This window comes from Paenibacillus sp. PK4536 (assembly GCF_028594455.2).
GTDB lineage: Bacteria > Bacillota > Bacilli > Paenibacillales > Paenibacillaceae > Saccharibacillus > Saccharibacillus nuruki.
This window is the reverse complement of sequence record NZ_CP126313.1, coordinates 2,288,206-2,300,763: the sequence shown is the minus strand read 5'-3', so window position 1 is coordinate 2,300,763 and position 12,558 is coordinate 2,288,206. Positions and strand designations below refer to the sequence as shown.

Here is a 12,558-nt window from a genome sequence, read left to right as displayed (position 1 = left end):
GGGATCTAAACGAATTTGAGGAGCGGACGCTAATGCTTTGGTTACAACCATTTGAACTTCAATTAGATGCTGTTTTTGAGGAAGCGAAGCAAAAAGTAGCCCATTTTCCAAAGCCATTAAATGAATTAGGATTAACCTATTTAGCCAAATTCGATATTCGTCAAAAACATAGCACCAAAAATTATGTCTGCTATTTGTTACCTTTCTGGATTGCAGACACTCTTCAAGCCCATCCAGCTTCAAATCTACATTCTACGACTGTACCTGTCTCCAGATCTGTATCTTCCCTTCAATCATTGCCTGAATTATCTCATCGTATGGGCGTAGCCAATATATTTTGTATGCTTCATTTTTTTATTCAAGATGATCTGATGGATACGCCCAATCTACCTGCTGATCAATTACATGATCTTATCCCGCTCAGTCAATTATTTTGGAATGAGTTTGTTAGTATCTGTGGCGAAAATCTAGGGGATCATTCTTTATTCTGGTCATATTACAAGCAATTTTTAGCACAATGGGCAAGCGCTGTCTACAATGAAGCAGAGTCAGATTATTTGTTCCAACAACCTGAAATGATTGCTGGTAAAGTCAGTCCGCTCAAAATTTCGCTTATTGCTATGTTGCTTCAGTCGGATCGTATGGATATGTTACCTGATCTATTACATCAACTGGATCAAGCACTTATCGTTCTGCAAATGAATGATGATCTTACGGATTGGGAAGAAGATATGGTCGAACGCAATTATAATTGTCTACTTGCTTTTATTCGTCATGAGGCTGTTGAACAGAAGCAAGCTTTATTTACAGATAAAGTGACTCCTACTCAAGTGCAGCAAGCGATCTATGATCAAGATGTGCTTCAGCGGTATGCTCAGTATGCTGAATCTTCTTTTACCGAGGAGCCTTCATCCTTTGGTTCAGAGTCTTTAATCGCCTTTCGCAACTATTTAATTACACAACTATACCAAGCAGCATCTTCGGTGAATGACGCTCGAAATACCCTTTTACAGGGTAGCCTACTTTACTATATCCAAAAAGACCTGACATCTTCATAGATTTTTATAATTAGACATGATACACTTATTAGGTAATTATAACCATTTGAGGGAGGAAGATTAATATGTCCAGCCAAGCTATTTTTCAAGCACAGGTTATTCAAAAGGCATGGGAAGACCCTAGTTTTATGGAGATGTTAAAAACCGATCCAAAAACAGCATTAAAAGATGTATTAGGTATTTCTTTCCCGGATCATGTGCAACTGAAAACGGTTGAAGAAAAAAGCGATGAGTTCTATTTGGTCATTCCTCCGAAGCCTTCATCTATGATGGCTGATGCTAAAGTGAAAGTTGATGCTGGTTGGTAATATTCCTCTTTGATACTTGTATGTTCTTTTATACTTAAAACACATAGGCTATTTCACACAAAAAAAACTGTTAAACTCTTCTAACAGCGAACCCCTTAATCTTGCGGGTTCGCTGCTGGAAGATGAATAACAGCCTCTGTTCCTATATTCTTTTGACTTTTAAACTCTAACACTCCCCCGAGCGCTTCTATAATCCGGAAAGTCACCATAAGCCCCAAGCCTGTTCCTTTGGTTTTATTCGAAAAGTAAGGTTCTCCTAATCGTTTTAACTCTTCTTCTGTCATTCCACTTCCGTTATCTTGAATATGAATTTCAATTTCTTGATCTTGCTGTTCTGCCCAGATATGAATTTTGCCTTCTTCCGGTAAAGCTTCAATACTGTTTTTGACGATATTAATCAACGCTTGCTTAAACTTGGACGAGTTCCCTCGAATCTCAATATCTTCCGGTATATTGATACTGATCGTTCCGCCTGCTAATGTAGCCAGTGGTCGCATAATCCCTTCGATATGTTGGAATTCTTGCGATAAATTCAGTGTGTTTATTTTATCAAATTCAGGCTTCGCAAAGGTAAGAAAATCTGTAATAATCGCTGATGCCCGATCCAGTTCTTCTAAAGCGATTTTTAAATGTTCACGGCCTTTATCATCGGTATTCATCTGTAGCAATTGCAAAAATCCTCGTGTGACTTGTAATGGATTACGTACCTCATGGGCGACAGAAGCAGCCAGTTCGCTAATAATATCCATTTTCTCTGAGCGTTGTAATTCGTTATTGAATAGTTCTAATCGGCTAGAGTAAAGCACCATTTGTTGATGATTTTGTGCAAATCGTCTTGCCATTACAGAGATCAACGATATCACAAAAATCATAACTCCCCATTTCCACAGGGTCACACTATAGGCGCCTCCTTGAATATAAAACCATGTTAATTCTCCACCGCTAATCAAAGCAAAAATAGAAAATCCAGAAGCAAACAAAATCGCATCTTTATTTTTACGGAAAGCATAAGTGATTGCGACTACCATCAAAATTAACAATTGCACAATCAGTAAAATGCCTAATATTTTGACAGAAACAAAGTAATAAATAGAGAAATAGCGTTCACTGGTCAAAATATTAAAAACCATTGCCATCACACAGATAAAAGAATACGCATATTGTATCTTTTTCATTTTGGTAATGATCCCTTTGTATCCACTACCAAAAACACATTCAAAGAAATAAAGTAATGCAGGTAATAATATAAATAAGCTTAAATCCAGTAAAACCGAATACAATTTATAATACGTTGGATAAAAAGTAAACAAAAATGGCGAGTAAGTTACCACTAATATGCCCAAAGAAAGAATGATGGCTGCTAGACTAAGCCACATGCGTAATTGATCACGGCGCAAGAATACAGAACAGATCACCATGACCAACGATATAAAGATACAAGCACTGCCCAGTACCACATCAATCAGATCCGAACTAACATACTGGATTAACATATCCTGATAATCGCCGACCATAATACCTTGCTTGAGACTAATCTGCTCACGAGCGGACTCAACCCAGATATACAGCATCTTATAAGAATCTTGCTTCATCAGTGGAAGCAACAATTGATTTTGTTCATACGCATAACTTCGCTTAGATTCAAAAATCTTATCTTTATCCAAATAGACGATAATATGTTTACCATTTAATTCAGGAATCAATACACCAGCTGTGTTCCATGTAAGTTCAGGCAATGGTATACGAATCCATGCTGAGGAACTATTAACCGGTTTGCCATCTTTCATAATTTCGGAAGAGATCCATGAGCTATCTTGTTCACTTTCCCATGGTTTGGATGTGAGTGTATTTTGAGATTGCCATTTGATTTGCCAGTAATTAATAGACTGACCTGTTCGTTTTTCACTTTGAGTTGAAAATAAAGATAACGCCAGTACGACTACTATAACTGCGATTAAAACCCCTATTAAGGCTTTGGACAGAATCTTCATTTCAGCACCTCATTATAAATAAACTATCGAATACGTATTTCTTGGAAAATATACCCACCTCTATGTATTATACTTGCTCTCTCACTTCAGAGATACCATTAATTTCATAACCAGAAAAGGTCTACAAAACATGGCAAAAAGCCTGTTATATCGACTGTTTTTTCATTTGTTTAAGCTTTATTTGATGAAGTGGTGATTACGCTTTCGGAAACATGAACTATACTAGATACCTTATCAATAAATAACAAAAAAAGACAATACTATTCATAAAAATAAGCAGTTATCGTTTGGTTATAGGCAGACTAGGGTAAGCACTACTCATATACGGACGTATTGGAGGGAATTAATAATGACAGACAAAGAACATTACGACGACGTATTTTGGAAAACACGCAACACTCTTTTAAATGATGAAGATTCACAAACTAACATCGATGATGAATTACCTGAAGATGCTAAAAAAGCAGTGATTTTACCTGAAAAGATGGATACACCTCTTTTTGGAGAACTTGCTGATGAAGAAGATGCAGGCCCACATCCTAGCGCTGACCCCGAAGATCCTGAATCTGATGCTGCTCATCTTAACCATGAGCCCAAAGATAAAGAATAATGTGATATTTTATATGAATTAAAATATCACTTATTAAAAGAAACCTGTTCTCACGTAAATAGTGAAAACAGGTTTCTTTTTGTATTTTAAAATAGCAATATCGCCGGGATGATCATTATTTGCGACCATAATCGGCTTTGATTTCGCCCCAACTTTTCGTTTCCCATTTTAGAATTTTATTTTCATACTTGTGTGTCCGTAGCCATTGTTCAGCACGATCGACTAGATCCCAGATTTCAGCTGTAGAAGTATCACGAACCAATGTTGAAACTGCTTTTTTCTGTTTCACCCATTTTAGAGCGTTGGCAGAATCACTATAGATCGTTCGGTTACTTCCTTGACGGTGAAGATACGCCAGCGCATGCACAATTGCCAGAAATTCACCTAAATTATTAGTTCCTTTGGCGATTGGGCCGCAACTAAAGATCACTTTGCCTGTCTGTGTATCGACCCCTTGATACTCTACAGGCCCTGGATTGCCACGTGTGCCTACATCTACTGAGATGCTGTCATACTCTATTTGATCTTTGGAAATCGTAGAGGAAGACGAAGTGCGTTTGCTATAGCTATTCCCGCTACTGGAAGAACTGGAAGAAGAACTACTTTTTCCTTGTCCCCAATGCTTTTTCCATCCTTCTGCATATACTTTTTCAGCTTCAGCTAACGTTTCATACGATTTATATTTTGCATCTTTGTATCCATTGGTATGTTGCTGACAATCTGCCCAAGAGCTGTATATCCCCGGACGGTGCCCTTCCCAGACTACATAATATTTTGACTTTGCCATACAGACCTCCGTATTTGTATTACATGTTTAATTTGAATGAGATGACTTTTCAAGAACAGGAATCTCCCAACTGCGCCGTTTGACGAAAATCGCACAGACCAACAACATCAGTCCATTGATTACAAATACCCAGCGAATATCGATCCAATGTCCAAGTAGACCACCGATAATGGGCCCTGCCATCGTTGCGATCTGGGAAGCGGATTGATTTAAGCCAAAAGCTCTACCGCGAAAATCAGACGGTGTGACTTTGACAATCATAGCGTTGATCGAAGGTAAGACTGCCGCATAAAATAAACCATATGCAAATCGCAATATACCAAATCCCCAAATATTCGTAAAGAAAAATTGCAGAAGATTACCAATCCCACTTCCTAATAAACCAATAAATAAAATTTTGCCATATCCTATTTTACCACCTATTTTACCCCAGCGTGGAGCCATAATTAATGTGGCTACACCTACCGCAGAGAAGACAATTCCTGAACTTAAAGAAGCATTATTGCTGGATACGCCTATACTTTGCACATAGATAGTAATCAACGGTTCCAAAATCATAATCGAGAAGGTGCTAATCCCTGCAAGAGTGAGCAAAGCGACAAATATCGGATTACCAGCGGCTTGCTTGAGATCATCACGTACATGAGAACGTTTAGCAGAACGATTAAAGTTATGTTCTTTCGCCCAGAATGTAGCGATAAGAGCTGCAATCAATACAATACCTGCTGAAAATAAAAATGTATTTCGATTACCAAAATAGTAACTGACGACTCCACCGATCAGTGGACCTATGATCGTTCCTGTCGCTCCTGATGTTGCCATCACACCAAGCGCATAACCGGTTTTGTTCTCTGGTGTATTTGTTCCAACAAGAGCGATCGATGCAGGAACGAATCCAGCAAGCAATCCTTGAAAAATACGTACCACTAGAAATAAATACGGATCGGTCACAAAATAATTAATCAAATATAAAGCCGCTAGACTAAAGCCTGAACGAATCAACATCGGTTTCCGTCCATATTTATCCGATAATGATCCCCAAAACGGTGAAATCAAAGCACTGGCTAAAAAGGTAATGCCGAATGCGACCCCTGACCATATTTCCAAATTGCTTGTCACGCCCAAATCTGCTTTTAGAAAAATAGGTAAAAATGGGATCGAGATCGAATACGCTGTACTACAAAAAAATACACCTAACCACAGTACAACTAAATTTCGTTTCCATGAAAAGTCTTCGATAGCTACCACGTATGTCTGCACGCCCTTTCCAGTAGACAAGTCAAATATCTTACATTCTACTCTTGTTTAACCCAATATCCAAATTCATGATCTACAAATAAACAAAGTGATACCAATTTATAAGAGAGCGATTGCAATATTATAAATTCGGGTAAAGTACATGTAAGCCAAATCCATGATTAACGAAATCAAAATAGATGTACTTATAACCTAAGGGAGATGAATGATAATGAACAAACCATTTGACGATAATAGAGATGCTGCGGCACAAGAATATAACAGATACCGGACAACAGAACCAGTCACTTCCGATATAGAGGATGAATTACGTACGATTCCTGAAAATGATCTTGATATTATCAATCCTACTGCACGTGATGAAGAAGGTATTCAACCAATCACAGGTGAAGATGTAGCTGTACGTGAAGCAAATGCAGAACTTGAAAATGAACATGATGTGACTCCGTACAGTATTGATCTAGATGTGGCAGAGACACCGATTGATACAGGTAATGATCTAAATAGTGATCCATTGACCGATTTGGAAGATGTAACACTGGATGATGAATTCCCTGATATTCCAGATGCAGATGTATTAGATGGTGAGACGCCTGTCGATCCAGCCGCTGTACCTTTAGAAGATCAAGATGCGCATGGAACCGATATATTAAACGGATCAACAGGTGAAGACGAACCCGATCGTTTTAGACGTTAATAAGGAGGAATAGATATGAGTACTCATGATAAAGATCAGGACAAAGAAAAGAAAAACTTGGTCACTGAACGCGATAATGATGATGAATTTGGATTGTTCAAAGAAGACTCTTTTCCCGATTCTGCTCCTGATGAGATTCAAAAAAGAGTGATCGATAATGAACTTCCTCACGATAACGAGTTACCACGTCATGAGAAAGATAAAGACAAACCTGAAATCGAATAGAATGTGATTAAATAAAAAGAACCTTTTCCTTATTCATCTTTAGGAAAGGTTCTTTTTATTTTATATTAAATGTTATTCTATTCTCTACATATTCTACTTACGTCTTTTCAATAACGATAATACAAGTACTATCCGGTAAAGGAACCGATTCGCCCCATTCATCCATCATTTTGACTTTATCTTGCAAAGCTTCGGTATATCCTGCTTGTAAAAAAGATTCTGCATGAACTATATTTGCCGATGTTCCTAAAGTCTGTTCGATAAATGCACGATATTCAGATGGTGTTAAGTAGCCGAATTGTTCCTGTACTTCATGTACATATGCTTCTTCTCCCCATGTGTACGTATATAGAAATTCCATTGCATCGTTCACAGGCATCAATACTTCTTGTTCTCCGATCACTTCAAACTGAATCGAACGCCCGGCAAAATCTTGAGCATATCGTTGTAATGTCGGTAGACCATCTTCTTGTAAAAATTGAATACGTCGCTTCTGCCCTGTCGGTTCTGTCATAATGCCATCTCGAATAATAATCCGTCCACCTGTGGATAACACATCATACGCACTGGATAGTGCTGCTGCTACGGTTTCCAGATTGAACTTTTTGCCCTGAAATGGAATATACGAATATAACTCATGTAGAATCGACGAAAATAATACACTATCTACACTTCCAGGTTCGACGATATCTCGTAATGCTAGCGCATCGCCCTTTTTCACTTCCCACGAACGACCTTCTAACTGCTTTTTACGCTGTAACGCTTCGATCACATTTTCAGAAATATCTATTCCGATTGCTCGCTTATCCGACCATTCTTCTTCGATCAAGTCTAGCATCACACCGCCACCCGGGCCGATATCAATAATCGTCTGACCGACAATATACTGAAGTAAGATTCGTTTGTAATCGACGGTCTGATTCATCATTTCCAGATAACTTTCTTCATTATGAAAACGATCATACGCATCCCGCCGTAATCCAAATAGATCGAATAATAACAATACTGCTTTTTCATATAATGGAGATTTCTCTGCTTCGATACAGAATTCGATTAACTTCTCTGCCGCTGGTGAAAAAACAAAGTTAAAAAAGACAGTATCCGCAATATGAGGTTCTTGTACACATTCATACTCCAAATGCGGACTATCTTGTACCCATTTACCGGAAGACAACTGATCCCATGACCAATCACCAAGTACTTTTTCGATGATTCGCTTTTTGTAGACATTCACTTTTTTGATCCCTTTATAATCGTAATACATCGTATTCATCAGTCGTTCAAAACTAATATGTCGTACCCCTTCAGGAATCATTCGACTGATCCATGTGAATATTTTGGCAAACTCTTCAAATGAAAAGTCTTGCAACGCTGCTTCTACATACCAGAATGTCTGATCGTGAAGACGTTCAAAAGAGGATACTACCGGAAAATCAGTATTCAACTGATGTAGACTTTCGGCGGTATTTTCCCCTTTGTTGATACTGGCAGTACGCAAACGCAGGATACGATCTTCTGTTGTCCATCCTACCGGTTGCTCGTGATACACGATCGGTTGAATTAAAGAAAGCACATCATCTTGTACCTTTTGCCATAACTCTGGAGATACAGCTTCTATAATACAGCGATTCAGAATAAGCAATGTGCTTTTCATTTCTTCAGGAGACAAGATGCCATGACTGACTTGATCGGTAAGCGGAAGATTTTCTGCAAAAGGCACTTCTCCACGCAGACATTGACCTACCAGCCCATGCGTACGAATCAATGTAGCTACCAGTTGTGTACGTTCTTGCTCTGGATCGGCTGAAGCATGTAGATACAGTTCTGCTGAGCCCTCATTATGTACAAATAAATTAATCCCTTGTTCTTGCCAGCGTATCCGCTCACGTACTGTTCCACCTTTGGCTGTTTCCGACCAGATCAGTACTTCTTCGATCAGTTCTTTTTGCCAGAACGATACTCGTAATTGATCTAATATACGTAAAGTACGCTCTACATAATCAAGCACCGGATTCGCATGGCTTAATTCTTGTAAAGTCGTTACACGTTCCAGATTCACAATACGTTCTTCTGCGGATACCAAATATGTTAACCAGAGCTGTGGCTGTTCTACCGTCGGATATCCAAGTTCTCGGTAATGTTCTATTGCGGTTAATGAATGTAGCATCGGTTCACATCCTTATTTTCTCCAGAGTATAGGGTTTAGGGTTATTGTTAGTTTACCCGTTTTGACATCTATTGATCATAAAAAAAGCGTTGAACATGATGTTCAGCGCTCTTTATTTTATTTGCCCATAGGTGATTCGACGAATTCTTTACCTACCGAATATCGTTTATCTTTGTTAATAATATCTCCCAACCAACGGCTTAACTTCACACCACTCTCTTCTGCGGTATAGAAAACACGTGATGGGGATAACGTATGCGGAGTACTTCGCCTTTTGGTACCCACTCCATAGTCGGTTACAAAGTAATAATAATTTTCTAATTCTTGATCCAATTGACCCGCTGAATCGAGCATACCTTGAGACCAACTTTGAGTCATCGTGTCGTCCCCACTCACCAGTCCAATCGTCTGTTGATTCAGCACTGCTTCATAAGAAGGTAATACTTTATCATATAACGTATTCGATTGTAGCAAAATCGTATTGGCTGGCAATTTCTGTGCATTATAACGAAAAGCAGCAGCGATAATATCTTCTTCGATCGGATAACCGAAATGTTGTTCGAACTTGGATTGCCAGACCTCATCCATAATATGATGCCACTGATGAGAGGATAAATACGAACCGTCTGCATAATGATAAATCTGAGCATTAGGATACTGTTCAGCAATATGAGGTGCCCAGAAGGCTGATCCAAAACCGCCTGCACTGGCTCCTGCGATAAATAATTTGTCCGGCTCTGTCATATGATCGAATAACCAATCTAATCCTTTTAACGTATTCGGTCTGCCACTGTAATGAGCAGTAAAATGAATTTTACCTTTTCCTTTGTACTTCACTTTATTGTTGCCAATATGGAAGTCTCCTGTGGCATAAGGAATATAGACAATCGTCCAATCGTAAAAAGGATTATCTTCACGATGATTATCGAGCATACCGCCTAATAAGTCAGTTTTGTAAAAAGGAATATTGGCAAAATAATAACCTAATTCTCGATTATGCAACAATGTACGTAACCCAAATGGCTTGGAGGCTGTATTGCGATCCCAGCTAATCCCTCCACCTGAAAAATACACAACCACATTATTGCTTCTTCCTCGCTTGGTCAGCAAATAGTACGGTGATCCATCGCCTGCAACCACAATACCGCTTAGATCCACACGATTCCATTTGTATAATGGAGACTCTTCAAAGCTTACTACACGGGTAGGACGCTTAATTACAAATAAAATGACAACAACGACAACCGCTACAATAATCAACCATTCAATGGTGGTCAAAACCATGTTAATTCCTCTTTTCCCGCTTACTCTTCCTGTACGATAAACACTTTGGTTTTGCGCGGTGTACGATTCGCCTTTTTACCTTTGAGTAGCCATAGATCTGGTGTATCACTTACATCTTTCACTTCTAATTGAAAAGAAGTATTCGGTAACGTTCGATTAAAACGCAAAAATAAGCGATTACCATCTACAGCTGATTGACTGACTTTCAACTCATAAGATTTACCCAATCCTGTGGCTGGATATAACGTTACTGTACCGATCGAATGAGGATCAATGCGCTTATTGTAAATGATCATCACTTCATCAGGCGCTATACGTAGACCTGATGAAGGTAAAGGAGGCTCTGCATACATATACCCACCAATATGGTATTCATAAGCGGTCCAGTTCTGATATCCAAGTGAATATGCATGATGTTCCATCTCATCAATCCAGCGTCGTCCTTTGATCATACTGGATTTGGAACCGATATCGGCTTGAATCCCGAGTGGTAATTTGGGATGTAAAGCTCTTATAGGTGCAGCGATACTTTCATAATCTCGTATATAATTAGACGGTAGACCTCGCTTCATCCAATCTGGCCAGTGGGTCTGTAACATATGCATATCTGGCTTCACTAGATCGATCATCGCTAGTGCATCCAACCCTTGCCATTCACGTAGTTTCTTTGTTGCTTCTGCATCACGTACAGCTAGTGACCATGTAGCGACTTTGATATCCGGGCGCACATCTCTTGCTCCATGCTCACCATTAATAATTTCATGGATTAATCCATTGACTGCTTCTACACGCATCTCTACCCAGCGTTCGTAAATATAAGGAATCTTTGTATAATAATTGGCTGCTGAAGAATGGGTAAAGTTCGGCATGTCCATACCATATCTATCTTTAAAAGCCTGCTGTGCAAGCGGTCCTACATCTCCATAGACTCCACGCTCAATCCCATTCCATTCTGGAAAATAAGGTTCGGCAATCTCAATGCCATCAAAAGGAACATTTTCGACTAAATAAGCAATCACTTCTTTTTTCCATTGAATATAGTCGGTTGAAAAATGAGAAAAACGCTCAAATCCATCATTGATCGGCTTGATCAATTCCATACGCCAGGATGACCATGCTTCAGGAGCAAGTTCAACACTGAATGTACCGTTGCCTAGCACCAATGCCCAGACAGCGATTTCTCGCCGTTGCAAAGCTTCTACTAATAACACATCAACCTGCTGTTCATTAACAACAAAATAATGAACCGTTCGGTATCCGGCAAGTGCCAATTCATCTGCAATACTGTCTGGTGAACGGTTCGCATAATACGGAAATAACGGATCAATCTGTATACTTGCACCATGCATTGCCCATGGACGATTACGCTGTAGAGGTGTATTCATCGTCTTGCTCCTCCTGCTCGGTATACCGGTGGTTTTCGTTTACGCCAGAACAACTGAAGAGATCGGTGTGCACACCACAATGAAAAGCCGGTAAAGATCACACCCCATACCACAGCTGGAATCCCAAATTGTTGGGCTAATCCTGCTGCATCTCCTGCTCCCGAAGGGCTGGTAATACTAAGCCAAAGAATCGTAATCGAAGATAATACGGATTCTTCTAAGGTCAAAAATAAAATCACTAAATAATACCCATTACGTAACCATTCCGGTGCAATCATCATCACACCACTTACAATCACAAATCCGATTAACCAGTATAGACCGAACCCCTGATGCACATACAAGATCAGCATAATGAGTCCAATCATACCCGTTAGCAATATGCCTGCTTTTTGCTTGCGTTTGTGATACAGGTAAAATAAAACAATCACAAAAATCGAAGAACCCATATATCCTGCTAATCCGATCGGAAGTCCACTCCAGGTTGAACTTATGGTAGTATAAGTCACTCCACTATGGTCTGCATTGAGTTCTATACCACTTACTTGACCGGATGTAATCAACGTAATCATGGCATGCCCGAATTCATGAATCATCGTATTCAAATTACGAAATAACGAGGAAAATGGAATCAACCGCGTCAAAACAGCAGATGCGATTAACAGCAAAATCGTATTTAACCATTTATTCAAAAGGTCACACCCTTACTATATTAAGTTGCTATCTTAAATATATCGCTTTACGATCTTTAAATCCATCTTCAACCTTTACTCCTTATGGTATAATTTG

The 12,558-nt window shown here is 39.2% G+C and carries 12 protein-coding genes; 5 read left to right on the top strand and 7 right to left on the bottom strand.

The window, feature by feature from the left end; translation table 11 throughout:
* Positions 1–32 precede the first annotated feature (32 nt).
* Together PO903_RS10340 and PO903_RS10335 are read left to right on the top strand one after the other, a co-directional pair.
* On the top strand, positions 33–1,058 hold the full coding sequence (locus PO903_RS10340) for a hypothetical protein (RefSeq protein ID WP_273593359.1): 1,026 nt from the start codon (positions 33–35) through the stop codon (positions 1,056–1,058).
* 65 nt (positions 1,059–1,123) lie between these two features.
* Positions 1,124–1,366, top strand: coding sequence for an NHLP leader peptide family RiPP precursor (locus PO903_RS10335; RefSeq protein WP_069326668.1), 243 nt, complete (start codon positions 1,124–1,126; stop codon positions 1,364–1,366).
* A gap of 95 nt (positions 1,367–1,461) precedes the next feature.
* Here the strand turns inward: PO903_RS10335 and PO903_RS10330 are convergent, their stop codons facing one another.
* Positions 1,462–3,357: an ATP-binding protein gene (locus tag PO903_RS10330; RefSeq protein WP_273593358.1), complete on the bottom strand. Its 1,896-nt coding sequence runs from the start codon at positions 3,355–3,357 to the stop codon at positions 1,462–1,464.
* A 349-nt stretch (positions 3,358–3,706) separates the two neighbouring features.
* Here PO903_RS10330 and PO903_RS10325 point away from each other — a divergent pair, with 349 nt between their 5' ends.
* The gene (locus PO903_RS10325) at positions 3,707–3,967 is read left to right on the top strand and encodes a hypothetical protein (protein WP_273593357.1); all 261 of its coding nucleotides are present in this window, start codon (positions 3,707–3,709) and stop codon (positions 3,965–3,967) included.
* Positions 3,968–4,082: 115 nt separating this feature from the next.
* On the opposite strand, the gene rnhA is transcribed toward PO903_RS10325, so the two are convergent.
* Both rnhA and PO903_RS10315 read right to left on the bottom strand, forming a co-directional pair.
* On the bottom strand, positions 4,083–4,754 hold the full coding sequence (gene rnhA, locus PO903_RS10320) for a ribonuclease H (protein WP_273593356.1): 672 nt from the start codon (positions 4,752–4,754) through the stop codon (positions 4,083–4,085).
* Between the two features lie 27 nt (positions 4,755–4,781).
* Positions 4,782–6,032 (bottom strand): MFS transporter, encoded by a 1,251-nt coding sequence (locus PO903_RS10315; RefSeq protein WP_273593355.1) that lies wholly within the window; start codon positions 6,030–6,032, stop codon positions 4,782–4,784.
* A 190-nt stretch (positions 6,033–6,222) separates the two neighbouring features.
* Between PO903_RS10315 and PO903_RS10310 the strand changes: the two genes are divergently transcribed.
* Positions 6,223–6,708, top strand: a complete 486-nt coding sequence (locus PO903_RS10310) for a hypothetical protein (protein WP_273593354.1) — start codon at positions 6,223–6,225, stop codon at positions 6,706–6,708.
* Between the two features lie 15 nt (positions 6,709–6,723).
* A complete protein-coding gene (locus PO903_RS10305; protein ID WP_069326673.1) occupies positions 6,724–6,933 on the top strand; it encodes a hypothetical protein in 210 nt (69 codons plus the stop codon).
* Between the two features lie 97 nt (positions 6,934–7,030).
* Here the strand turns inward: PO903_RS10305 and PO903_RS10300 are convergent, their stop codons facing one another.
* The 4 genes from PO903_RS10300 to PO903_RS10285 form a co-directional block, all read right to left on the bottom strand.
* Complete coding sequence (locus PO903_RS10300; protein ID WP_273593353.1) at positions 7,031–9,100, bottom strand: class I SAM-dependent methyltransferase; 2,070 nt, start codon at positions 9,098–9,100, stop codon at positions 7,031–7,033.
* A gap of 117 nt (positions 9,101–9,217) precedes the next feature.
* The gene (locus PO903_RS10295; RefSeq protein WP_273593352.1) at positions 9,218–10,384 is read right to left on the bottom strand and encodes a pectin acetylesterase-family hydrolase; all 1,167 of its coding nucleotides are present in this window, start codon (positions 10,382–10,384) and stop codon (positions 9,218–9,220) included.
* A 20-nt stretch (positions 10,385–10,404) separates the two neighbouring features.
* Positions 10,405–11,769: an N-acyl-D-glucosamine 2-epimerase gene (locus PO903_RS10290; protein ID WP_069326676.1), complete on the bottom strand. Its 1,365-nt coding sequence runs from the start codon at positions 11,767–11,769 to the stop codon at positions 10,405–10,407.
* Positions 11,766–12,461: a M50 family metallopeptidase gene (locus PO903_RS10285; RefSeq protein WP_273593351.1), complete on the bottom strand. Its 696-nt coding sequence runs from the start codon at positions 12,459–12,461 to the stop codon at positions 11,766–11,768. Before PO903_RS10285 ends, PO903_RS10290 begins: the two co-directional genes overlap by 4 nt.
* Positions 12,462–12,558: the final 97 nt, after the last annotated feature.